This is a genomic window from Streptomyces sp. LHD-70, assembly GCF_031157275.1.
Taxonomy (GTDB): domain Bacteria; phylum Actinomycetota; class Actinomycetes; order Streptomycetales; family Streptomycetaceae; genus Streptomyces.
Map to the genome: position 1 here is coordinate 220,569 of NZ_JAVIFW010000001.1, position 22,176 is coordinate 242,744.

At 70.4% G+C, this 22,176-nt stretch carries 21 protein-coding genes; 12 read left to right on the forward strand and 9 right to left on the reverse strand.

The features are described from left to right. Positions 1-168: 168 nt before the first annotated feature. Complete coding sequence (locus RCO28_RS00920; protein ID WP_308938950.1) at positions 169-1,935, forward strand: helix-turn-helix domain-containing protein; 1,767 nt, start codon at positions 169-171, stop codon at positions 1,933-1,935. On the opposite strand, the gene RCO28_RS00925 is transcribed toward RCO28_RS00920, so the two are convergent. Continuing rightward, entirely contained in the window at positions 1,932-2,282 is a 351-nt protein-coding gene (locus RCO28_RS00925; RefSeq protein WP_308938951.1) for a hypothetical protein, read from the reverse strand. The two genes, RCO28_RS00920 and RCO28_RS00925, sit on opposite strands and share 4 nt — an antisense overlap. A 46-nt stretch (positions 2,283-2,328) precedes the next feature. On the opposite strand from RCO28_RS00925, the gene RCO28_RS00930 reads away from it, so the two are divergent. The 3 genes from RCO28_RS00930 (at position 2,329) to RCO28_RS00940 (ending at position 4,687) form a co-directional block, all read left to right on the forward strand. Next, positions 2,329-2,982: a hypothetical protein gene (locus RCO28_RS00930; protein WP_308938952.1), complete on the forward strand. Its 654-nt coding sequence runs from the start codon at positions 2,329-2,331 to the stop codon at positions 2,980-2,982. Between the two features lie 73 nt (positions 2,983-3,055). After that, positions 3,056-3,805: a DNA repair protein RecO gene (recO, locus tag RCO28_RS00935; RefSeq protein WP_308938953.1), complete on the forward strand. Its 750-nt coding sequence runs from the start codon at positions 3,056-3,058 to the stop codon at positions 3,803-3,805. Between the two features lie 39 nt (positions 3,806-3,844). Beyond that, the gene (locus RCO28_RS00940; protein WP_308938954.1) at positions 3,845-4,687 is read left to right on the forward strand and encodes an isoprenyl transferase; all 843 of its coding nucleotides are present in this window, start codon (positions 3,845-3,847) and stop codon (positions 4,685-4,687) included. Positions 4,688-4,753: 66 nt separating this feature from the next. Here RCO28_RS00940 and RCO28_RS00945 read toward each other — a convergent pair whose 3' ends face one another. The 4 genes from RCO28_RS00945 to RCO28_RS00960 all read right to left on the reverse strand — a co-directional run bounded on the left by RCO28_RS00945 (position 4,754) and on the right by RCO28_RS00960 (position 8,052). Next, positions 4,754-5,164 carry a Fur family transcriptional regulator gene (locus tag RCO28_RS00945; RefSeq protein ID WP_282536957.1) on the reverse strand — a complete coding sequence of 137 codons (411 nt, stop codon included), beginning with the start codon at positions 5,162-5,164 and terminating at the stop codon, positions 4,754-4,756. A 121-nt stretch (positions 5,165-5,285) separates the two neighbouring features. Continuing rightward, positions 5,286-6,194, reverse strand: coding sequence for a metal ABC transporter permease (locus tag RCO28_RS00950; RefSeq protein WP_308939651.1), 909 nt, complete (start codon positions 6,192-6,194; stop codon positions 5,286-5,288). Positions 6,195-6,196: 2 nt separating this feature from the next. Next, entirely contained in the window at positions 6,197-6,985 is a 789-nt protein-coding gene (locus RCO28_RS00955; RefSeq protein ID WP_308939652.1) for a metal ABC transporter ATP-binding protein, read from the reverse strand. A gap of 104 nt (positions 6,986-7,089) precedes the next feature. Continuing rightward, positions 7,090-8,052, reverse strand: a complete 963-nt coding sequence (locus RCO28_RS00960; RefSeq protein WP_308938955.1) for a metal ABC transporter solute-binding protein, Zn/Mn family — start codon at positions 8,050-8,052, stop codon at positions 7,090-7,092. Positions 8,053-8,204: 152 nt separating this feature from the next. Here RCO28_RS00960 and RCO28_RS00965 point away from each other — a divergent pair, with 152 nt between their 5' ends. Continuing rightward, positions 8,205-9,584: a glycine--tRNA ligase gene (locus RCO28_RS00965; protein ID WP_308938956.1), complete on the forward strand. Its 1,380-nt coding sequence runs from the start codon at positions 8,205-8,207 to the stop codon at positions 9,582-9,584. Positions 9,585-9,767: 183 nt separating this feature from the next. Next, on the forward strand, positions 9,768-9,992 hold the full coding sequence (locus RCO28_RS00970) for a hypothetical protein (protein ID WP_308938957.1): 225 nt from the start codon (positions 9,768-9,770) through the stop codon (positions 9,990-9,992). A gap of 9 nt (positions 9,993-10,001) precedes the next feature. Here RCO28_RS00970 and RCO28_RS00975 read toward each other — a convergent pair whose 3' ends face one another. Then, positions 10,002-10,589: a TetR family transcriptional regulator gene (locus RCO28_RS00975; RefSeq protein ID WP_308938958.1), complete on the reverse strand. Its 588-nt coding sequence runs from the start codon at positions 10,587-10,589 to the stop codon at positions 10,002-10,004. Positions 10,590-10,745: 156 nt separating this feature from the next. On the opposite strand from RCO28_RS00975, the gene RCO28_RS00980 reads away from it, so the two are divergent. Both RCO28_RS00980 and RCO28_RS00985 read left to right on the forward strand, forming a co-directional pair. Continuing rightward, positions 10,746-11,750, forward strand: a complete 1,005-nt coding sequence (locus RCO28_RS00980) for an aldo/keto reductase (RefSeq protein WP_308939653.1) — start codon at positions 10,746-10,748, stop codon at positions 11,748-11,750. A gap of 165 nt (positions 11,751-11,915) precedes the next feature. After that, positions 11,916-12,188 carry a DUF6243 family protein gene (locus RCO28_RS00985; RefSeq protein ID WP_308938959.1) on the forward strand — a complete coding sequence of 91 codons (273 nt, stop codon included), beginning with the start codon at positions 11,916-11,918 and terminating at the stop codon, positions 12,186-12,188. Positions 12,189-12,387: 199 nt separating this feature from the next. Here the strand turns inward: RCO28_RS00985 and RCO28_RS00990 are convergent, their stop codons facing one another. Then, positions 12,388-13,830: an MFS transporter gene (locus RCO28_RS00990; protein ID WP_308938960.1), complete on the reverse strand. Its 1,443-nt coding sequence runs from the start codon at positions 13,828-13,830 to the stop codon at positions 12,388-12,390. Between the two features lie 90 nt (positions 13,831-13,920). Here RCO28_RS00990 and dusB point away from each other — a divergent pair, with 90 nt between their 5' ends. After that, positions 13,921-15,138: a tRNA dihydrouridine synthase DusB gene (dusB, locus tag RCO28_RS00995; protein ID WP_308938961.1), complete on the forward strand. Its 1,218-nt coding sequence runs from the start codon at positions 13,921-13,923 to the stop codon at positions 15,136-15,138. A gap of 18 nt (positions 15,139-15,156) precedes the next feature. On the opposite strand, the gene RCO28_RS01000 is transcribed toward dusB, so the two are convergent. Next, a complete protein-coding gene (locus tag RCO28_RS01000) occupies positions 15,157-15,810 on the reverse strand; it encodes a TetR/AcrR family transcriptional regulator (protein ID WP_308938962.1) in 654 nt (217 codons plus the stop codon). 117 nt (positions 15,811-15,927) lie between these two features. Between RCO28_RS01000 and RCO28_RS01005 the strand changes: the two genes are divergently transcribed. Beyond that, positions 15,928-16,275, forward strand: a complete 348-nt coding sequence (locus RCO28_RS01005) for a DoxX family protein (RefSeq protein WP_308938963.1) — start codon at positions 15,928-15,930, stop codon at positions 16,273-16,275. 137 nt (positions 16,276-16,412) lie between these two features. Here the strand turns inward: RCO28_RS01005 and RCO28_RS01010 are convergent, their stop codons facing one another. After that, positions 16,413-17,510 (reverse strand): TetR/AcrR family transcriptional regulator C-terminal domain-containing protein, encoded by a 1,098-nt coding sequence (locus tag RCO28_RS01010; RefSeq protein WP_308938964.1) that lies wholly within the window; start codon positions 17,508-17,510, stop codon positions 16,413-16,415. A 166-nt stretch (positions 17,511-17,676) separates the two neighbouring features. Here RCO28_RS01010 and RCO28_RS01015 point away from each other — a divergent pair, with 166 nt between their 5' ends. Together RCO28_RS01015 and ppdK are read left to right on the forward strand one after the other, a co-directional pair. Further along, on the forward strand, positions 17,677-18,789 hold the full coding sequence (locus tag RCO28_RS01015) for an FAD-dependent monooxygenase (protein ID WP_308938965.1): 1,113 nt from the start codon (positions 17,677-17,679) through the stop codon (positions 18,787-18,789). A gap of 406 nt (positions 18,790-19,195) precedes the next feature. After that, the gene (ppdK, locus tag RCO28_RS01020) at positions 19,196-21,967 is read left to right on the forward strand and encodes a pyruvate, phosphate dikinase (RefSeq protein WP_374991070.1); all 2,772 of its coding nucleotides are present in this window, start codon (positions 19,196-19,198) and stop codon (positions 21,965-21,967) included. The last annotated feature ends 209 nt before the right edge of the window (positions 21,968-22,176 follow it).

Here is a 22,176-nt window from a genome sequence, read left to right on the forward strand (position 1 = left end):
CCCCGATTGTTCTCGTGCGGTCGCCGATCCCCCGAACGGCGACATCCAGACGATCTCGGGCACCGCCCCCGCTGGCAAGGAGGCGGCGTCCCGCTGGGACGGTGGGACGCCCGAAACCGCCCGACCTGCTATCTTCTGCCGCTGTGGGACGGACGGGGGAGGCGCGCGTTGCCCGGAACTCACCAACTCGCCGATTTGCTGCAGGCGTTGAAGGAGCGGAGCGGCCGCAGCTACTCCGCACTCGCCCAGCGCACGGGCCTGAGCCGCTCGTCGGTGCACCGGTACTGCCAGGGCCTGACCGTGCCCGCGAGCTTCGGCGTCGTCGAACGCATCGCCCGCGTCTGCGGCGCCGAACGGGACGAGCTCGACCGGCTGTACGCGGCGTGGGTACGGGCGGCGGCCGAAGAGCCCGAGGTTCCTGAAGTTGAGGTTCCTGGCCCCGAGGTTCCCGAAGCCGCCGTTCCTGAACCCGAGGTGCCCGAAGCCGCGGTTTCGGAACCCGAGGTTCCCGAACCCGAGCCCCGGGTTCGCGAGCCCCAGCTCCCCGACCCCCAGGCCCCGGACCCCGAGGAGCCCCAACCTCCCAGCCTCGACGCCAAGCCGCCCAGAAGAACCAGCCCTCTTCTGGCCGCAGCCCTGGCCCTCACCCTCATCACGCTCGCCGCCCTCGCGTACGCCACCTTCGCCCCCACCCCGAAGAGCCCGCCGAAGCCGCAGGCCCAAGGCCCGGCCCAGCAACTCTCCGGCCCTGACTGGCACATGGCCCCGCAGAAGCTCGACCCGGCCTACTTCGGCATGACGATGAACACCGACACCGGCCAGACCCCCGACTTCCGCGTCGGCGGCCTGCGCCTGTGGGACGGCGAGACCCGCTGGGGCCAGGTCGAGCCGGAGCGCGGCGAGTTCGAGTGGTCGGTCCTGGAACGACTCGTCGAAGGCGCCGAACGGGCCGATCTCCCCGTCCTGTTCACCTTCGGCGGCACCCCCGGCTGGGCCGCCCCCGACAGCCCCCGCACGCTCTACACGGACGGCACCCGCACCGCACCCCCCGACGACCTGGCCGACTGGGACCGCTTCGTCACGGCCGTCGTCACCCGCTACCAGGGCCGCATCGCCGCGTACGAACTCTGGGACAACGTCGGCGCGAGCTCCCACTACTCCGGGGACATGCGCACCCTGGCCGAGATGGTCCGCCGCGCCGCCCGCATCATCGAGCGGATCGACCCGCGGGCGGCCGTGGCCTGCCCGTCCTTCGGCGGCCTGTGGGAGCGCGAAGGCCAGGAGCTGCTAAGGGAGTTCGCCAGGACCGGCGCGTACGACGTCTGCGACGCGGCCGCCATGAAACTCCACCCGCGCCGCGCCGACGGCCCGCCGGAGGAGATCGTCGACCTGGCCCGCACGGTGCAGGACGACATCCTGTACGGCGAGGGCGTCGGCATCACCCTGTGGAACACCGGCCCCGGCCGCGACATCGTCACCCGCCCCGCCCTCGACGCCCGCCGCGCCCAGGACTACGCGGTCCGCTTCTACCTCGCGGGCCTCCTCGCCCGCCGCGCCGAGCTGAGCCGGATGTACTTCTACAGCTGGGGCGGTACGAGGGTGCCGCTCGTCGTCCAGGCCGTCGGCGGCGCCCCCACGGAGGCGGGCAGGCGCATCGGCCGCCTCCAGGAGTGGATCTCCGGCACCCGCATCACGTCCTGCGGCCGAGGCGAACGCGTGGGCCTGCCGAAGGGCGTCCACGAGTGCCGTTTCGTACGCGGCAACGGGAAGGAGTGGCGGGCGGTCCGCTGGACCAGAAGCGGCACGGCGACCACCGAACTCGAGCCGGGCGTAAGCCGGTTGCACCACCTCGACGGCACGAGCGAGCCCGCCCGGCCGGGGGAGCGGATCGTGTACGGGGAGACGCCGGTGCTGGTGGAGTACGGGGCGCCTTAGGAGGTCAGGCCGGGGGTGTCTCCGAACGCGGCGAGCGCATAGCCGATGGCGAACGTCAGGAAGGCCCAGCGCGTACGCCCCAGCTTGGCCAGCGTCCAGGCCGGCACGGACAGGAGTGCGCCGAGTGCGTAGAAGGCGGTCCACAGCCCGGCAGGGGTGCCTTGGGCCAGGCGCATCACCAGCAGGCCTGCGCACATCAGGCCCAGGACGGCCGCGACGAACATCGACACCTGGCGCGTCGTCCGCGCGTTCCGCGACCGGTCCCGCGAGACCCCCGTCTGCCCCTGGCGCGCGAACGCGTTCCTCAGCTCGTCCCGTTCGCTCTGTCCCTGCCCCCGCATGTCCATGACGCCCATCGTAGAGGCAGGGGCCCGGCACCTAGACTGCATGCCCATGTCCAGTCCTTACGCGCATGGTCCCGCCCCTTCCGCCTCGGTCATACCGATGGGCGGTGAGGCGTTGGGTCAGCAGGCCAAGGGCGCCGCCGGGTGTTCCTTCTTCGCCCTGCTCCTCATCGGCGTCGGCTTGGTGGCGCTGCTCGACCCCAACGGGGCGCCGAACAAGGGGGGTTGGCTCTTCATCGCCCTCGCCCTGATCCCGTTGGCCTTCGTGTTCCTGTTCCTCAGGCACGGCTGGAAGGCCCGTAAGTCGTTCATCGCCGTCGACCACGTCGGCCTGTGGATCAGAAACCCCATCGGCGGCAAGGTCATCCCCTGGGACACCCTCGCCGGGGTCGGCCTGCACTGGAGCCGGTCCACCAGCAAGGCCGTGGGCACGCAGTTCTCGCTCGAACTGTGCCCGAGCGGCCCGATCGACCGCGACCACCCGGTCCTGTGGAACCTGGTCCGCGACGAGGAGCCCCTCCAGCCGAACCTGCCGCGCCTGCGCTACCGGGTCCCGGTCGGCAAGAAGAACAAGCCGCTCCTGGTGGGTGCCGTGCAGCAGCACGTCCCGCAGCTGTGGCTCGGCGAGGCCGAACGCGAGCCGAACCACATCGGCTTCCCCGACGTGAAGGGCCACAAGGAGCGCACGCGCGGCGCCCGGTAGGGCCGTCCGCGGGCCCCGGAGTGCGGCTGCCCCACCGGCCCCGGCGCCACATCCCGTACGCGACAATGAACGCATGAGCCTTTTCCGTGACGATGGGATCGTCCTGCGCACCCAGAAGCTGGGCGAGGCCGACCGCATCATCACGCTGCTCACCCGCGGCCACGGGCGCGTGCGGGCCGTGGCGCGAGGAGTGCGTCGTACGAAGTCCAAGTTCGGTGCGCGGCTCGAACCCTTCTCGCACGTGGACGTGCAGTTCTTCGCGCGCGGCAGTGAACTGATCGGCCGCGGGCTGCCGTTGTGTACGCAGAGTGAGACGATCGCTGCGTACGGTGGCGGGATCGTGACGGAGTACGCGCGCTACACCGCCGGTACGGCCATGCTGGAGACGGCCGAGCGGTTCACGGACCACGAGGGCGAGCCGGCGGTGCAGCAGTATCTGCTGCTCGTCGGCGGGCTGCGGACGCTGGCGCGCGGCGAGCACGCCCCGCATCTCGTCCTCGACGCGTTCCTGCTGCGCTCGCTCGCGGTGAACGGATACGCGCCGAGCTTCGTGAACTGCGCGAAATGCGGCATGCCCGGACCGAACCGGTTCTTCTCGGTCGCGGCGGGAGGAGTGGTCTGCGCCGAGTGCCGGGTGCCGGGAAGCGTCGTACCCTCTGCGGAGGCCATCGGCCTGCTCGGTGCCCTGCTGACCGGGGACTGGGCGACGGCGGACGCGTGCGAGGCGCGGCACGTCCGGGAGGGCAGCGGGCTCGTGTCGGCGTATCTGCACTGGCACTTGGAGCGCGGACTGCGCTCGCTGCGGTACGTCGAGAAGACCTAGCAGGACCTGGTAACCAGAGAGCGGGAGCGAGTAACCACCATGGCACGACGCGGGATTCTGGGCGGCCGGTCGCGGCGCGAGTACAAGGTGCCCGAGCCGCACCCGTCGGGGGCGAAGCCGCCGAAGCTCCCCGGAGAGCTGGTGCCTGGCCATGTCGCCGTCGTCATGGACGGCAACGGCCGCTGGGCCAAGGAGCGGGGGCTGCCGCGCACCGAGGGCCACAAGGTGGGTGCCGAGCGCGTCCTCGACGTACTGCAGGGCGCGATCGAGATGGGCGTCGGGGCGATCTCGCTGTACGCCTTCTCCACGGAGAACTGGAAGCGGTCGCCGGACGAGGTGCGCTTCCTGATGAACTTCAACCGGGACTTCATCCGCAAGACGCGTGACCAGCTCGACGAGCTGGGCGTGCGGGTGCGGTGGGTCGGCCGGATGCCGAAGCTGTGGAAGTCGGTCGCCAAGGAGCTGGAGATCTCCCAGGAGCAGACCAAGGACAACGACAAGCTGACGCTGTACTTCTGCATGAACTACGGCGGCCGCGCGGAGATCGCGGACGCGGCGCAGGCCCTCGCGGAGGACGTGAAGGCGGGGCGGCTCGACCCGTCGAAGGTCAGCGAGAAGACGTTCGCGAAGTACCTGTACTACCCGGACATGCCGGACGTCGACCTGTTCCTGCGCCCCAGCGGCGAACAGCGCACGTCCAACTACCTGCTCTGGCAGAGCGCTTACGCGGAGATGGTCTTCCAGGACGTCCTGTGGCCCGACTTCGACCGCCGCGACCTGTGGCGGGCGTGTATCGAGTACGCCCAGCGGGACCGCCGCTTCGGGGGCGCGGTCCCGAACGAGGAGCTGGAGCGGATGGAACGGGAGATGCAGGGGCGTTGATTTTCAGCCCCTCCGGCGTTTGAGACGGGGGAGGAGGGGTGCGGGGGCGGAGCCCCCGCGAAACCCTCAGCTCTTCCCGTCGGCCGCGCACTCCGCACACGTGCCAAAAATCTCCACCGTGTGCGCGACGTTCACATAGCCGTGCTCCGCCGCGATCGCGTCGGCCCACTTCTCCACCGCGGGTCCCTCGACCTCGACGGCCTTGCCGCAGACCCGGCACACCAGGTGGTGGTGGTGCTCGCCGGTGGAGCAGCGGCGGTAGACCGACTCTCCGTCGCCGGTGCGCAGCACGTCGACCTCGCCGGCGTCGGCGAGGGACTGCAGGGTGCGGTACACCGTGGTCAGGCCGACCGAATCGCCCTTGTGCTTGAGCATGTCGTGCAGCTCCTGGGCGCTGCGGAACTCGTCCACCTCGTCCAGGGCAGCCGCCACCGCGGCTCGCTGCCGGGTCGACCGGCCGCGTACGGGCGCTGTCACTGGGACCTCCTCACGTCGCTGCCGGGCCATTGTGCCAGGTCGGCCCGGAACGTAAGGCATGCCTTACGTGGACGGGGTCGCGGCCTTGCTCGCTCCGGCCCGGTAAGGGCCGGGGTACCGCTCAGACCTTGACATTGTCCTCCGTCCGCCGAGCAGGCGGAAGCGTGCACTCCAGGGCGTCCGAGACCTCCGCCGCCTCGGCGGCCGCCGTACTCCGCGCCCGCCTGCGGGCGAGCGGCGCCGCGAGCAGCGCCAGGACGAGGAAGACGGAGACGGCGAGCAGCACGATCGCGGCACCGGACGGCGCGTCCACGTAGTACGTGGCGGCCGTGCCGGTCAGGGACACGGTGACGCCGATGGTCATGGCGAGCGCGAGCGTCGTGACGAAGCCGCGCGTGACGCGCTGCGCTGCCGCGACCGGGATCGCCATCATCGCGCTGACGAGCAGCAGGCCCACGATCCGCATGGCGACCGTCACGGTCACCGCGGCCGTCACCGCGATCAGCAGGTTGAGCAGCCGCACCGGAAGCCCGGTGACCCGCGCGAACTCCTCGTCCTGGCAGACCGCGAACAGCTGCCGCCGCAGGCCGAGCGTGATCGCGACGACGAACGCCGCGAGGATGCAGATGGCCGTCACGTCCTCCGACGAGACCGTGGTGATCGAGCCGAAGAGGTACGTGTTGAAGCTGGCCGTCGAGTTGCCGGGCGACAGGTTGATGAGCATGACGCCACCGGCCATACCGCCGTAGAAGAGCATCGCGAGCGCCACGTCACCGCTGGTGCGGCCGCGGGAGCGGACCATCTCCATGCCGACGGCGCCGAGGATCGCCACGAAGGTGGCCATCCACACCGGGCTGGTGTTCATCAGGAAGCCCAGTGCCACACCGGTCATCGCGACGTGCCCGATGCCGTCACCCATGATCGCCTGGCGCCGCTGCACCAGATACGTGCCGATGGCGGGCGCGGTGATGCCGACGAGCGTGGCCGCGATCAGCGCCCGCTGCATGAAGTCGTAGTTCAGGATCTCCAGCATCAGCTCAGCAGCCCCGTCCGGATCGGCTCGACGGCGTGCGCCGCGTGCGGGTGTACGTGATCGTGGCCGGGCAGGGCATGCTGGCCGACGGCCTTCGGGGGCGGGCCGTCGTGCGTCACGCAGCCGTCGCGGAGCACCACGGCGCGGTCGATCAGCGGCTCGAGGGGCCCGAGTTCATGCAGGACGAGCAGTACGGTGACGCCGGCGGCGACCTGTTCGCGCAGGGCGCCCGCGAGCACCTCCTGGTTGGCGAGGTCGACCCCGGCCATCGGCTCGTCCATGATCAGGAGTTCGGGCTCGGCTGCCAGGGCGCGGGCGATCAGGACGCGCTGCTGCTGCCCGCCGGAGAGGGCGTTGACGGAGTCCTTGATCCGGTCCGCCATGCCGACGAGCTCCAGGGCGCGCAGCACGGCGGCCTTGTCCCCGCGGCCGGGCAGGCCCATCCTCGTACGGGCGAGACGGCCGGAGGAGACGACCTCGCGGACGGTCGCCGGGACACCGGAGGCGGCGGTGGTGCGCTGCGGCACGTATCCGATCCGGGACCACTGGCGGAAGCGCTTCAGGTCGGTACCGAAGAGCTCCAACGAGCCGTCGCTGAGCGGCACTTGGCCGACCACCGCGCGTACGGCGGTGGACTTGCCGGAGCCGTTGGCGCCGAGCAGGGCGACGACCTCGCCGCGGCGCACGGTGAGGTCGACGCCGCGAAGGACGGGGCGCGAGCCGAGGGTCGCCCTGGCTCCCGTGAGGGATATGACGGGTTCGCGCCCCTGGGGTTCTTCGGTGTTCATCTGCGCCTCCGGTGCCGCCGTGAGTTCCGCTGCGCGTTCCACTGCGCGTTCCACTGCGCGTTCCTCCGCGCGTTCCTCCGCGCGCTCCTCCGCCGTGAGCAAGGTCACTTCGCGCCGAGCGCGGTCTTCAGGGCGGTCAGGTTCGCGCGCATGACCTCGATGTAGTCATCGCCCTTCGACTGGTCCGTGATTCCCTCCAGCGGGTCCAGGACGTCGGTCTTGAGGCCGGTGTCCGCGGCGAGGGTCTTGGCCGTCTTGTCGCTGGCGAGGGTCTCGAAGAAGATCGTGGAGACCTTCTCCTCCTTGGCGACCTGCTGCAGTTCCTTCATACGGGCGGGGCTGGGCTCGGCCTTCGGGTCGATGCCGGTGACGCCCTCCTGGTCCAGGCCGTACCGCTCGGCGAGGTAGCCGAAGGCGGTGTGCGAGGTGATGAAGGTCTTGGTCCTGGTGTTCTTCAGGCCGTCTGTGAAGTCCTTGTCCAGGCCTTCGAGCTTCTTCACCAGGGCCGCGGTGTTCTTCGTGTAGTCCGCGGCGTGGTCCGGGTCGGCCTTCTCCAGGGCCTTGCCGACGCCCTTGGCGGCCTCGGCGTACTTCACCGGGTCGAGCCAGAAGTGCGGGTCGGAGGCCTCGCCGGACGCTTCCTCGTGACCGTGCTCCTCCTCATGGCCGTGACCGTGGTCGTGGCCGTCGCCCGCGGAGTGCAGGTCGAGGTCGGTGAGGGCGGCCGCGTCGACCTTGTTCGCGACGGAGGACTGCTCGACGGCCTCGTCCACGGCGGGCTGCATGCCGCCGAGGTAGAGGAGCATGTCGGACTCGCCGAGCTCGGCGATCTGCCGGGGCCCCAGCTCCAGGTCGTGCGGCTCGATGCCCGGCTTCGTCAGGGCGTCCACACTGACGTGCTCGCCGCCGATCTCCTCGGCGAGGAACTGCATCGGATAGAACGACGCCGCCACGTCGAGCTTCCCGCCGTCCTTGCCGTCGGCGGCGTTCGAGCTGCCGCAGGCGGAGAGGGCCAGCAGGCCGAGGGCGACGGCGGGGACGGCTATTCGGGAGCGTCGTACGTTCATGACACTCATTTTCATCAAAGATGAGAACGATTGTCAATAAAGGTCAGGCTGGTGCATAGCGCGTGCAGACAGGAACCGATTTGGTCCGGGGCAGGGCGGCGCCGGTAACCTGAATCAATTCGCTGCCGTCCATTCGTAATGAAGAGAGCACCGTGGCCGCCGACAAGATCGACACCATCGTCAGCCTGAGCAAGCGCCGTGGCTTCGTCTACCCCTGTAGTGAGATCTACGGTGGCCAGCGTGCCGCCTGGGACTACGGACCGCTGGGCGTCGAGCTCAAGGAGAACCTCAAGCGCCAGTGGTGGCGCTACATGGTCACGTCCCGCGAGGATGTCGTCGGTATCGACTCGTCGGTGATCCTGGCGTCCGAGGTCTGGCAGGCCTCCGGTCACGTCGCCACCTTCACCGACCCGCTCACCGAGTGCACCTCCTGCCACAAGCGGTTCCGCGCGGACCACCTGGAGGAGGCCTTCGAGGCGAAGCACAACCGCCTGCCGGAGTCCCTCTCCGAGGTCAACTGCCCGAACTGCGGCAACAAGGGCCAGTTCACCGAGCCCAAGCAGTTCTCCGGCCTGCTCTCCACGCACCTCGGCCCGACCCAGGACTCCGGCTCGGTCGCGTACCTGCGCCCCGAGACCGCCCAGGGCATCTTCACCAACTTCGCCCAGGTGCAGCAGACTTCGCGCCGCAAGCCGCCGTTCGGCATCGCGCAGATGGGCAAGTCCTTCCGGAACGAGATCACTCCGGGCAACTTCATCTTCCGCACCCGTGAGTTCGAGCAGATGGAGATGGAGTTCTTCGTCAAGCCGGGTGAGGACGAGAAGTGGCAGGAGTACTGGATGGAGCAGCGCTGGAACTGGTACACGGGCCTGGGTCTCCGCGAGGAGAACATGCGCTGGTACGAGCACCCGGCGGAGAAGCTCTCCCACTACTCCAAGCGCACCGCTGACATCGAGTACCGCTTCTCCTTCGGCGGCTCCGAGTGGGGTGAGCTGGAGGGCGTCGCCAACCGCACGGACTTCGACCTCTCCGCGCACGCCGAGGCCTCCGGCAAGGACCTCTCGTACTTCGACCAGGAAGCCGGCGAGCGCTGGACTCCCTACGTCATCGAGCCCGCGGCCGGTGTCGGCCGCGCCATGCTGGCCTTCATGCTCGACGCGTACGCCGAGGACGAGGCGCCCAACGCCAAGGGCAAGATGGAGAAGCGCGTCGTGATGCGCCTCGACCCGCGCCTGTCGCCGGTCAAGGTCGCCGTCCTGCCGCTGTCCCGCAACCCGGAGCTGTCGCCGAAGGCCAAGGGCCTGGCGTCCGCGCTGCGGCAGAACTGGAACATCGACTTCGACGACGCCGGCGCCATCGGCAAGCGCTACCGCCGCCAGGACGAGATCGGTACGCCGTTCTGCGTCACCGTCGACTTCGACACCCTCGACGACAACGCGGTGACCGTGCGCGAGCGCGACACCATGAAGCAGGAGCGCGTCTCCCTCGACCAGATCGAGGGCTACCTCGCGGCCCGCCTGATCGGCTGCTGAGCTCCCGCGACGTCTCGCTGAAGGCGCCGGGTCCGTATAGGTACGGGCTCGGCGCCTTTCGCGTACGCGGGGCCGCTTCCCGCACAACGACCCTGCAACGTAAGCCTGTTGATGTTGCTCCTGTTGCAGACTGGGCGGCGCACGCAGATCGGCCGCCCCGTACGCGAGTGCCAGGAGGCACGGATGCCGTCCACGCAGCCCGAGAGAGCCATGCAGTCCAGCAAGGTCAGCCGCTGGGACCAGCACGGCCGCCAACACATCGTCCGCGTCAGCAGGTCGGGCGTGCAGCGCACACTCGCCTGTGAGACCTGCGACTGGCGGAGGCGGGCGCAGTTCCTGCCTTGGCTGAAGGCGGAGGAGCACTTGGCCGAGGCGCACCAGGCGACAGTCAGCCCGACTGGTGATTGAGGCTGGGGCCTACCCCTGCCGAAGCCCCCGCAGCAGCAACGCGCACACCTCGCCGAACTGCTCCTCGATGCCCTCCCTGGCCCACATGCCCGCGTGCCGTGGATCGTGGAACAGGGCCGTCGCGACGAACACCGCGCGTGCCGTCACCGCCGGGTCGCCCGTCGCGAACTCGCCCGTGCGCGCGCCCTCTTCGACGATCACGGTGAGCTGTCCGACCAGCTCGTCGACGTGCTGGTCGACCAGATCGCTCAGCTCGCCGGTCAGCACGGAGTACGTGGCGAACAGCTGCGGGTCGTCGCCCGCCTTGCGGCGCTTGGCCGCGAACAGCTCCGACAGCCAGCGGCGCAGCTTCGCCGAGGCGTCCCCCGGCCCGTCGACCACCTGGGCGAGGCGCTCCGTAGTGCGGTCCAGCCAGCGCTTCGTCACGGCCTCCCGCAGCGCCGCTTTCGTCCGGAAGTGCCGGTAGACGCTGCCGTGGCTGACACCCAGCTCCCTGGCGACGTCGACCACCGTGGCCTTCGCGGGGCCGTGCCGGCGCAGCACTTCCTCGGTGACTTCGAGGATGCGTTCGGCGGTCAGGGGTGCGGAGGGTGCCATGGGGTCGACGGTACCCGCAGGCGGGGCCGGGGAACGAGCCACCTGCGACGGCCGGGCTGACAGATGACAAAATTTGAAATCTGTCAGTCACCGTGTCATCGTGGAGGCCAGTCCACTCCTCATGGAGCACCCCTCATGGAGTTCGAAGGAGCCACCATGCGCACCCGCACCCTCGGCACCACCGGCCCCCAGGTCTCCGCCCTCGGCCTCGGCTGCATGGGCATGTCCGCCCTGTACGGCGAGGCCGACCGGACCGAGTCCGTCGCCACCATCCACGCCGCCCTCGACGCGGGCGTCACCCTGCTCGACACCGGCGACTTCTACGGCATGGGTCACAACGAACTGCTCATCAACGAAGCCCTGCGCAGCGCCGCACCCGAGGCCCGCGAACGCGCCCTCACCAGCGTCAAGTTCGGCGCCCTGCGCACCGTCGAGGGCGGCTTCACCGGGTACGACGGCCGCCCGAACGCGGTCAAGAACTTCGCCGCGTACTCGCTGCAGCGCCTCGGCACCGACCACATCGACATCTACCGGATCGCCCGCGTCGACCCCGACGTACCGATCGAGGAGACCGTCGGCGCCATCCAGGAGCTGGTCGACGCCGGGCATGTGCGGCACATCGGCCTGTCCGAGGTCGGCGCGCAGACCCTGCGCCGGGCCGCCGCCGTGGCGCCGATCTCCGACCTGCAGATCGAGTACTCGCTGATCTCCCGCGGCATCGAGGCCGAGATCCTGCCCACCGCCCGCGAGCTGGGCATCGGCGTCACCGCGTACGGCGTGCTCTCGCGCGGCCTGATCAGCGGCCACTTCAGCGCCGACCGGCAGCTGGCGCCCGGCGACTTCCGCGGCATGAGCCCGCGCTTCCAGGGCGACAACCTGCGGCACAACCTCGACCTCGTGGACGCGCTGCGGAAGGTCGCGGAGGCGAAGGGCGTCTCGGTCGCGCAGACCGCCATCGCCTGGGTGCTCGCCCGCGGCGAGGACATCGTGCCGCTCGTCGGCGCCCGTACCCGGACCCGGCTCGACGAGGCCGTCGGCGCCCTGGACGTCACGCTCGACGCGTCCGACCTCGCGGCGATCGAGCGGGCCGTTCCGGCGGACGCGGCGGCGGGCGAGCGGTACCCGGCGGCGCAGATGGGCCACCTGGACAGCGAGCGCTGACGGCCGCCCGTAAAACCGGGTGCGCTGCCGCGCCGGCCTCCGCTACCTTCGCGCCATGTACTTCCAGCTTCCGCTCTACGAGTGAGAGCGCGCGGGCCGAGATCCCGCCCCTCGCGTCGCGTCGACGAGTCGACACCCACCTTTCACCCGTGAACGGGAGCACGCATGGCCAAGAGCCGTAACAACCTGCTCGGCGTCGGCGGACAGCGCAAGAAGCTGTCCCGCGCCGACGGACAGGGCGCCGCAGCGGACAGCGCGGCCGACCGCAGGACCGCCGCCGAGCAGAAGCAGGATCTCCTCCGCAAGATGCGCGAACGCGCTCTGGGCGGGACCGAGCCGGAGGCCAGGGACACGGAGGCCGAGGCCCCCGCCCCGGCCGCCGACGCGAGCCCGGCGGACGAGAGCTCGACGGGCGCGAGCCCGGCGACGGACAAGTAGCCCGCGCGGCACACATCAGCGGCACGCACCGCGCGGCACGCATCACGCGGCACGCACCGCGCGGCACGCACCGAGTAGGCCGAGACCCGCAATTCCTCCGGGAGTTGCGGGCCTCGGCGTACCACGCTTGTGACCGCCCGGGTCAGTTGGCCGTGCGCTGCGCGGCAGGCGCGGACGGTCGCCTCCGGCTGAGCCGCGTTCAGCGGGAGGCGGGCTCCGGCGCTTCGGCGGGTTCGAGGCGGCGCGCGGTGCGTACGGCCGTGGAGCGGGCCCAGGTGCCGCTGGTGAGCGCGCCCACGGCGAGGACGCAGAGGCCGCACCCGGTGATGATCCACCAGGCGGGCCGGCTCGCCGCCACGAAGCCGGCCTCGCCCGGCCCGGCGAGGCCGGAGGCAAGGACCGCGCCGATCACCGCGACGCCGAGGGTGCCGCCGATCTGCCGGCTGGTGGAGGCGACCGCGGCGGCCACCCCGGCCTGGGCGCGCGGCATCCCGGCGACGGCGGTGTTGGTGATGGGCGCGTTGACGAAGCCGAAGCCGAGCCCGAACAGGACGTAGCCGAGGACGAGCGTGACGTCGGAGGTCTCCGCGTCGAAGGCCGCGAAAAGCACCCCGCTCGCGCTCATCGCCACCCCCGCCACGAGCAGCGAGAATCTCGGCCCGCGGCTGCCGACGAGCCGCCCGGACAGTGGCGCGGACAGGAACGTCAGGGCCGCCATCGGCAGCATCCACAGGCCCGCGTCCAGCGCGTCGAGTCCCCGTACGTCCTGCAGATACAGCGTCGACAGGAACAGGAACCCGGCGAGCGCGGCGAAGGCGCAGACCGCGATCACGGTGGCGCCGCTGAACGGTGCGCTGCGGAAGAACCGCAGGTCGATGAGGGGTTCGGCACGCCTGGGCTCGTAGATCAGGAGCCCGGCGAGGGCGAGCGCGGCGACCGAGGCGAGCAGCAGCGTCTCGGGCGAGGTCCAGCCGGCGGCGGGCGCCTCGATGATCGCGTACGTCAGGGAGCCGAGCAGCGCCATGACGAGGAGCTGGCCGACGGGGTCGGGGCGGCGGGGCTTAGGGGCGCGGGACTCGGGGACGTACCGGATGGTCAGGAGGAGGGCCGCGAGGCCGACCGGCAGGTTGATCCAGAAGATCGAGCGCCAGCCGACCGTGTCCACGAGCAGCCCGCCCACCAGCGGTCCCGCCGCCATGGATATGCCGACGACGCCGCCCCAGACGCCGATCGCGCGGGCGCGCTCGCGGGGCTCGGTGAAGGTGTTGGTGATGATCGACATCGCCACCGGGTTGAGCATCGAACCGCCCACGGCCTGCACCGCGCGGAACGCGACAAGCGACTCCAGGTTCGGCGCGAGCGAGCAGAGCACCGAGCCCAGCGTGAACAGGACGAGCCCGGCCTTGAAGACCTTGCGGCGCCCGATCCGGTCGGCCGTCGACCCGGCGAGCATCAGGAGCGAGGCCAGGACCAGGGTGTACGCGTCGATCGTCCACTGCATGCCCGCCACATCGGCGTGCAGGTCCTCGCGCATCGAGGGCAGCGCGACGTTCAGGACGGTGTTGTCGAGGCTGACGATCAGCAGACTCATGCAGCAGATCGCGAGGATCAGCAGCCGTCGGCGGTGGGTCGGCTCGCGCATGGGTTCCATGCTACGTCTCACTAGTACGGCTAACTAACGAGTATCCACAGGTGGACCGGGGCCGGGCGCCGGTACGCGACAATGGGGGGCATGACCACGCTCGCCCAGGGCGCCCAGGAGCAGCCCGCCACCGTCCTCGCCGTCGGACCGCACACCGTGCAGCCACCGGTGGTGCTCGCCCCCATGGCGGGCATCACGAACGCGCCGTTCCGTACCTTGTGCCGCGAATTCAGCGGCGGCAAGGGGCTGTTCGTCAGCGAGATGATCACGACGAGAGCGCTGGTCGAGCGCAACGAGAAGACGATGCAGCTGATCCACTTCGACGAGACGGAGAAGCCCCGCTCGATCCAGCTGTACGGCGTCGATCCCGTCACCGTCGGCAAGGCCGTGCGCATGATCGCGGAGGAGGGCCTGGCCGACCACATCGACCTCAACTTCGGCTGCCCCGTGCCCAAGGTGACGAGGAAGGGCGGCGGCTCAGCCCTTCCGTACAAGCGGCCGCTGCTGCGCGCGATCCTGCGCGAGGCCGTGACGGGCGCCGGGGACCTGCCGGTCACGATGAAGATGCGCAAGGGCATCGACGACGACCACATCACGTTCCTGGACGCGGGCCGGATCGCCGTCGATGAGGGCGTCACGGCCATCGCCCTGCACGGCAGAACGGCCGCCCAGCACTACGGCGGCACGGCCGACTGGGACGCCATCGCCCGCCTCAAGGAGCACGTCCCGGAGATCCCCGTCCTCGGCAACGGCGACATCTGGTCTGCGGACGACGCGCTGCGCATGGTCCGCGAGACGGGGTGTGACGGCGTGGTCGTGGGCCGCGGCTGCCTGGGCCGGCCGTGGCTCTTCGCCGACCTGGTCGCCGCGTTCGAGGGCCGGCCCGACCGTCTGCGGCCCACGCTCCGGGTGGTCGCGGACGCGATGGTGCGGCACGCGAGCCTGCTCGGGGAGTGGTATGGAAATGAAGGGGCGGCCCGCAGGGCCACCGTTGAGGGCGGTGGTGGGAGACGGGAGGGCGAGTCGCGGGGCGTCATCGACTTCCGCAAGCACGTCGCCTGGTACCTGAAGGGCTTCGCGGTCGGCTCCGAGATGCGCAAGCGCCTGGCGATCACCTCGTCCTTGGCCGAACTGCGCGCGGGGCTCGACGAGTTGGACCTCGACCAGGACTGGCCGGACGGCGCGGACGGCCCCCGCGGCCGCACGTCGGGCAACAACCGGGTGGTCCTGCCGGACGGCTGGCTGAAGGATCCGTACGACTGCGCGGGCATCAGCGAGGACGCGGAGCTGGACACTTCCGGGGGGTGAGCGCCGGGCAGGGCATCTTCACAGCGCCTCACGCGGCAGGTGCCCGTACAGGAACGCGCGGACCCCGGCGGCGACCGCCTCCGCGGTCTCCTTCTCCGTGGCCGCCGGGCCTGCCGGGCGCGAAGGGGTGCTTGCGGACATCAGCACGGAGAAGTGCAGAGCCGCCTGCTCGGGTTCCGTGATGGTCAGCAGTCCGTGCTCGGCCAGCTCCGCCAGCCGTGCGGCCAGAGCGCGCCGGACCCGTAGCGGACCGGCCTGCTGCCAGGCGTCGACGGCCGACTGCGGGAGGTGTCCGCCCTCGGCGTTGATCTGGCGGACGAGCGCCGCGTGCTGCGTGTGCAGGTCGGCCGGGTGCAGCCATGCTCGGCCGAACGCGATCAGGTCGGCCTCCAGATCGGTGACCTTGCCCAAGTGCCGGTCGATGAGGTCGATCTGAGCTTCGGCGACCTGGGTCGAACTCTCCTGGATGACCGTCCGGAACAGCTCCGCCTTGTCCTGGAAGTGGTTGTAGATCGTGCGGGTGGAGACGCCTGCTTCTGTCGAGATCGCATCGATGCTCGCGCGCGTGTAGCCGTCGCGAGCGAACACGGCCAGCGCCCCGGCCAGGATGGCCCGGCGCTTCTCCAATTGGCCTCCTCGGGGGCGCCCCTTGGGGGCGGTCTGCTTGGTCATGGCGTTCCTCTCCATATTAAGTACAACGGTCATTGTATTTATTGCCATGCACGTTGTACTTTACCTGGCATGGCCGCACCGGCCAGCCAACACCCCTGACAGGCCTGGGAGTTCGCCATGTTCATCGCCTACATCGCCGTCGCTGCCCTGCTCGCCCTCGCCCTCGCGGGCTCCGCCGCCGCCACCTTCGCCAAGAACGGTCAGGTGGCCGCCGACCTGAGCCGGATGGGCGTGCCCGCACCGTGGCTGCCGTGGCTGGCCGCCGTCAAACTGGCGGGTGCGGCCGGCCTGCTCGCCGGTCTGGCCGTGCCCCAGATCGGAGTGGCTGCCGCCGTCGGCGTCGTCCTCTTCTTCGCGGGCGCGGTCGTCACCCATCTGCGGGCCCGCGACTACAAGTTCGCCCCGGCGGTCGTGCTCGGCGCGCTCGCCGCGGTCGCTCTGGCCCTGCGGGTGGTGTCCGTGTGAGTCGCCGCGGAGTCACGAGTTGGACCTCGACCAGGACTGGCCGGACGGCGCGGACGGCCCCCGCGGCCGCACGTCGGGCAACAACCGGGTGGTCCGGGGCTCGGTCTCCCGGGGCTGCCGCCCCGGACCCCGCGCCCTCACTCGGCGTGGGGGTACCCCCTGCTCGAGCGAAGCCGAGAGCTTGGGGGAGGCCTGGTCCTCAACCGTCGGACAGGCTCATGGGTGCCCCCGCCCTCGATCGTCGGCGTCAGCCCGTCAAGCAGTGCCTTGAGGCCGAACTCGAAGAGCAGGTCGAGCCGTAGGTCGTAGCCGTCATCGAAGGCGCCGACCACCTTCGTGAAGTGCGGGAAGCGGCCCGACTCGGTGAGCTCCCCGAGGACGGGGGCGCGGCTGTCCATCCACTGGTCCTCGGACTGGCCGGTGGCCGCCTCGGCGTGCGCCTCCATCTCCAGGTGCACCGCCAGGCCGTGGACATGGCTGTAGAGCAGGACGTGGATGTCGAACAGCCTGGTCGGATCGAGGCCGTGGCCGTCGAGGGCGCTCAGCATCCACTCGCCGTGGACCAGCAGGTTCGGTACGAGGAGCGGCCGCGTGAGGGAGCCGATCTGGGCCAGCCACGGGTGCTTCTGGTACAGCCGCCACAGGGTCCGGGCGCCCAGCTCGATCCGGGTGCGCCAGTCCTCGGGGGCGGCCGCGTCCGCCGGGTAGGTCTCCTCGCCGAACGCGGCGTCGGCCATGTGCAGGACGAGCTCGTCCTTGCCCGGCACGTGCCGGTAGATCGACATCGGCGCGACACCGAGCCGGGCCGCGACGGCACGCATGGAGCACGCGGCCAGCCCTTCGGCGTCGGCGATGCCGATGGCGGCACGGACGATCCGGCCGAGGCTCAACTCCGGGTCGGGGGCGGGGCGGTTACGGGCCGACGCGGCGGTCGGCGCGGCGGGAGTGGATGTGGATGCGGATGCGGATGTGGACGGGGGCGTGGGTGCGGCCGGGGCGGCCGTTTCGGCGACGACCGTGCCGACCCGGGGGCGGGCCTCCACGAGCCCTTCCAGGCGCAGAGTCGTCAGGACCTTCGTGGCGGTCGCGAGCGCGACGCCCCAGTCCGCGGAGATCTGCCGGGTCGACGGCACCCGGTCCCCGGGGGCGAGCTCACCGTCCGCGATACGCCGCCGGATCTCGGCGGCGATCCGCAGATAGGGGGGAGCGCCAGCCGCCCCTGTGGCCTTCGTCACACCTGACCGCCTTTCGCTCCTGTACTAGTGCAGAGGCTAGCAGCGGTCATCCGGAGACGGCTGTTCTCTGCCCTAGTACAGCTCCGCAAAAGGCCAGTTGAGAGCCGTACTCAGGGGTCCTACCTTGGCTGGGCGTACACCGTACACACCAAGGGGAGGAGCCCTCATGCGAACCGTTCTCATCTCGGGCGGCGGCATCGCCGGACCCGTTCTCGCGCACTGGCTGCGTCACCACGGCTTCGTGCCCACCGTCGTCGAACGCGCCCCGAGCCCGCGCTCCGGCGGCCAGGCCGTGGACATCCGCGGCGTCGCTCTGCGCGTCGTCGAGCGCATGGGCCTGCCGGAACAGCTCGACCGCGTGCGGACCCGGATGCGCGGCATGTCGCTCCTGGGCCCCGACGGCAAGGAGATCCACCGCTCCACCGAGGTGGCCTACAGCAGCGGCCGGTTGGACAGCGCCGACATCGAGGTGCTGCGCGAGGACCTGGTGCGGATCGTGTACGAGCGGACGCGCGCGGACGTGGAGTACCTCTTCGGCGACAGCGTCACCGCGCTCGACGAGGACGAGTCGGGCGTACGGGTCGGCTTCGCGCACGGCCCGTCCCGCACCTTCGACCTCGTCGTGGGCGCCGACGGTCTGCACTCCACCGTGCGCCGCCTGGCGTTCGGCCCGGAGGAGCAGTTCGTCCGCCACCTCGGCTCGTACGTCTCCGTGTTCGGCGCGGAGAACCTCCTCGGCCTGGACGACTGGCAGGTGTGGCTGCGGGACGGCGACATCGGCTTCGGCGTCATGCCCGTACGCGACAACGCGGAGCTCAGGATCGCCTTCGGCTTCGAGTCCGAGCCCCTGGGCGCCGATCTGCGGACGGAGGAGGCGCTGCGGCGGCGCGTCGCGGACCGGCTCGCGGCGCTGCCCTGGGCGGAGGGCGCCCGTCTGGCCGAGGCCGCCCGCACAGCGCCGGACTTCTACTGCGACGCCATGGCCCAGATCCACCTGGACCGCTGGTCGCGGGGCCGGGTCGTCCTCCTCGGCGACGCCGCGTACTGCCCGTCCCCGCTCTCGGGGCAGGGCACGAGCCTGGCGCTCGTCGGCGCCCATGAGCTGGCCGCCTGCCTGGCGAAGGCGGGCGGCGATCACGGGGAGGCGTATGCCGCGTACGAGCGTCGTATGCGTCCCTTCGTGGCGCTCAACCAGGCGCTGGCCACCGAGAACGGAGGCGGGCCCGCCGCGGAGGAGTCCGTCGAGCAGGCCAAGAACGCCTTCGCCCTGGACGGATGAGCCGTGGCCCGGGAGTCCCGCAGCCCGTCGGAATCCCGTCCGCAGCCCGTCGGGAGCCCGTCCGGAGAGCATCCGTGGGGCGTCCGGAAGGCGTCCGGATCGTGGAAAACGAGCCTCGCGCGGGGCGTGATTCTCGCCACCCTTGATAGACCTCGCGCTCAGATGAGCGGATCTTGACCGTCTGCACCTCTCCAACGCTGGCACTCAGTGCCATCCGTTTTCCGTTCAAGAGTTGAACGCAAGTGAGGGTGAACCCTGCTCATCTGAGCGCCAAAACGGGATCTACGGGGGTAGTCCACTTCGCGCCCTGAACACCGCCCCGCGCGCGACATGACCTGGGCATTACTTTTGATCTGCTGGCGGACGGGTGGTTGCGGCCCTATGACGGCTGAGTGGACGTACCCAGATGCCTTCGATCTGGGTATGTTCCTCGCCGTCAGGGCAGCCGCACCGAGGAGACAGGCCCGTGTCGGAACACGTAGACCGCCAGAAGTTCGTTTACGACTTCACCGAGGGCAACAGGGACCTCAAGGACCTGCTCGGTGGCAAGGGTGCCAACCTGGCCGAGATGACCAACCTCGGTCTTCCCGTGCCTCCCGGCTTCACGATCACCACCGAGGCCTGCAAGGAGTACCTCGCCAACGGTGCGGAGCCGGCCGCGCTCCGGGACGAGGTCACCGCCCACCTCGACGCGCTCGAGAAGCAGATGGGCAAGAAGCTCGGTCAGGGCAACGACCCGCTGCTCGTCTCCGTGCGTTCGGGCGCCAAGTTCTCGATGCCCGGAATGATGGACACCGTCCTCAACATCGGGCTCTCCGACAAATCCGTGCAGGGCCTCGCCAAGCAGGCAGGCGACGACCGCTTCGCGTGGGACTCGTACCGCCGTCTGATCCAGATGTTCGGCAAGACCGTGCTCGGGGTCGACGGCGAACTCTTCGAGGACGCGCTCGAGGCAGCCAAGACGGCCAAGAAGGTCACCGTCGACACGGACCTGGAGGCGGGCGACCTCAAGAAGCTCGTCACCAAGTTCAAGAAGATCGTCAAGACCGAGGCCGGCCGGGACTTCCCGCAGGACCCGCGCGAGCAGATGGACCTCGCGATCCACGCGGTCTTCGACTCGTGGAACACCGACCGCGCGAAGCTGTACCGCCGCCAGGAGCGCATCCCCGGCGACCTCGGCACCGCCGTCAACGTCTGCTCGATGGTCTTCGGCAACCTCGGCCCCGACTCGGGTACGGGCGTCGCGTTCACCCGTGACCCCGCCTCCGGCCACGCGGGCGTGTACGGCGACTACCTGCAGAACGCGCAGGGCGAGGACGTCGTCGCGGGTATCCGCAACACCGTGCCGCTCGCCGAGCTGGAGCAGATCGACAAGAAGTCGTACGACCAGCTCATGGAGATCATGACGACGCTGGAGACCCACTACAAGGATCTCTGCGACATCGAGTTCACCATCGAGCGCGGCCAGCTGTGGATGCTGCAGACCCGCGTCGGCAAGCGCACCGCCGGTGCCGCCTTCCGCATCGCGACGCAGCTCGTCGACCAGGGCCTGATCGACGAGGCCGAGGCGCTGCAGCGCGTCAACGGCGCCCAGCTCGCGCAGCTGATGTTCCCGCGCTTCGACGACGACGCCAAGGTCGAGAAGATCGGCCGCGGCATCGCCGCGTCGCCGGGTGCCGCGGTCGGCAAGGCCGTCTTCGACTCGTACACGGCCGTCAAGTGGTCGCGCTCCGGCGAGAAGGTCATTCTCATCCGCCGGGAGACCAACCCCGACGACCTCGACGGCATGATCGCGGCCGAGGGCATTCTGACCTCGCGCGGCGGCAAGACCTCGCACGCGGCCGTCGTCGCCCGCGGCATGGGCAAGACCTGTGTCTGCGGCGCCGAGGACCTGGAGGTCGACACCAAGCGCCGCCGGATGACGGTCGGCGAGACCGTCGTCGAGGAGGGCGACGTCGTGTCCATCGACGGCTCCACCGGCAAGGTGTACCTCGGTGAGGTGCCCGTCGTGCCGTCGCCGGTCGTCGAGTACTTCGAGGGCCGCATGCACGCCGGCGCCGACGAGGCCGACGAGCTGGTCGCCGCCGTGCACCGCATCATGTCGTTCGCCGACGGCAAGCGCCGTCTGCGGGTGCGCGCCAACGCCGACAACGCCGAGGACGCGCTGCGCGCCCGCCGCTTCGGCGCGCAGGGCATCGGCCTGTGCCGCACCGAGCACATGTTCCTCGGCGAGCGCCGCGAGATGGTCGAGAAGCTGATCCTCGCGGACACCGAGCACGAGCGGGAGGCCGCGCTCAAGGACCTCCTGCCGCTGCAGAAGAAGGACTTCGTCGAGCTGTTCGAGGCGATGGACGGACTGCCCGTCACCGTCCGCCTGCTCGACCCGCCGCTGCACGAGTTCCTGCCCGACATCACCGAGCTGTCGGTGCGCGTCGCGCTCGCCGAGTCCCGCAAGGACTCCAACGAGAACGACCTGCGCCTCCTCCAGGCCGTGCACCGCCTGCACGAGCAGAACCCGATGCTGGGTCTGCGCGGTGTGCGTCTCGGTCTCGTCATCCCCGGCCTGTTCACCATGCAGGTACGGGCGATCGCCGAGGCCGCCGCGGAGCGCAAGAACGCCAAGGGCGACCCGCGCGCCGAGATCATGATTCCGCTCGTCGGCACCGTCCAGGAGCTGGAGATCGTCCGCGAGGACGCTGAGAAGGTCATCGCGGAGGTCCAGGAGCAGACCGGCGTCGAGCTGAAGCTGGCGCTCGGCACGATGATCGAGCTGCCGCGTGCGGCGCTCACCGCCGGGCAGATCGCCGAGGCCGCCGAGTTCTTCTCCTTCGGTACCAATGACCTCACGCAGACCGTGTGGGGCTTCTCCCGGGACGACGTGGAGGCCTCGTTCTTCACGGCCTACCTGGAGAAGGGCATCTTCGGTGTCTCGCCGTTCGAGACCATCGACAAGGACGGTGTCGGGTCGCTGGTCCGCAGCGCGGTGCAGGCGGGGCGTGAGACGCGTCCTGACCTGAAGCTGGGTGTGTGCGGTGAGCACGGTGGTGACCCGGAGTCGGTGCACTTCTTCCACGAGGTGGGGCTCGACTACGTCTCCTGCTCGCCGTTCCGGATTCCGGTGGCGCGGCTTGAGGCGGGCCGGGCGGCGGCGGAGTCGAAGGGGAGCGACAGCCGCTGAGTGCTGTGTGGCTGTGGCTTACGGGGGCGGCGTCTGTGCCGTCGCGTCGGGCACCGCAGGTCGCCCTGCGGGCTCGTCCTCGATCGCCGGACGGGCTCTGATCCGGCATCCGTGAGCCGCCGCCCCTCGGGCACTTCGGGCCTTCGGGCCTTCGGGCCCGGCAGACCCCGGGACCGGTGCTGTGTCACCCGACCCTCACCGATCCGGCA

Bases quoted from the DNA above. Each gene is read 5' to 3' on its own strand.
- RCO28_RS01005 (WP_308938963.1), top strand. From the start codon at position 15,928: ATGTTCATCGCCTACATCGCCGTCGCTGCCCTGCTCGCCCTCGCCCTC.
- RCO28_RS00940 (WP_308938954.1), top strand. From the start codon at position 3,845: ATGGCACGACGCGGGATTCTGGGCGGCCGGTCGCGGCGCGAGTACAAG.
- RCO28_RS00975 (WP_308938958.1), bottom strand. From the start codon at position 10,589: ATGGCACCCTCCGCACCCCTGACCGCCGAACGCATCCTCGAAGTCACC.
- dusB (WP_308938961.1), top strand. From the start codon at position 13,921: ATGACCACGCTCGCCCAGGGCGCCCAGGAGCAGCCCGCCACCGTCCTC.
- RCO28_RS00925 (WP_308938951.1), bottom strand. From the start codon at position 2,282: ATGGACATGCGGGGGCAGGGACAGAGCGAACGGGACGAGCTGAGGAAC.
- recO (WP_308938953.1), top strand. From the start codon at position 3,056: ATGAGCCTTTTCCGTGACGATGGGATCGTCCTGCGCACCCAGAAGCTG.
- RCO28_RS00985 (WP_308938959.1), top strand. From the start codon at position 11,916: ATGGCCAAGAGCCGTAACAACCTGCTCGGCGTCGGCGGACAGCGCAAG.
- RCO28_RS01000 (WP_308938962.1), bottom strand. From the start codon at position 15,810: ATGACCAAGCAGACCGCCCCCAAGGGGCGCCCCCGAGGAGGCCAATTG.
- RCO28_RS00955 (WP_308939652.1), bottom strand. From the start codon at position 6,985: ATGAACACCGAAGAACCCCAGGGGCGCGAACCCGTCATATCCCTCACG.
- RCO28_RS00930 (WP_308938952.1), top strand. From the start codon at position 2,329: ATGTCCAGTCCTTACGCGCATGGTCCCGCCCCTTCCGCCTCGGTCATA.
- ppdK (WP_374991070.1), top strand. From the start codon at position 19,196: ATGCCTTCGATCTGGGTATGTTCCTCGCCGTCAGGGCAGCCGCACCGA.
- RCO28_RS00990 (WP_308938960.1), bottom strand. From the start codon at position 13,830: ATGCGCGAGCCGACCCACCGCCGACGGCTGCTGATCCTCGCGATCTGC.
- RCO28_RS00970 (WP_308938957.1), top strand. From the start codon at position 9,768: ATGCCGTCCACGCAGCCCGAGAGAGCCATGCAGTCCAGCAAGGTCAGC.
- RCO28_RS00960 (WP_308938955.1), bottom strand. From the start codon at position 8,052: ATGAACGTACGACGCTCCCGAATAGCCGTCCCCGCCGTCGCCCTCGGC.
- RCO28_RS00980 (WP_308939653.1), top strand. From the start codon at position 10,746: ATGCGCACCCGCACCCTCGGCACCACCGGCCCCCAGGTCTCCGCCCTC.
- RCO28_RS01015 (WP_308938965.1), top strand. From the start codon at position 17,677: ATGCGAACCGTTCTCATCTCGGGCGGCGGCATCGCCGGACCCGTTCTC.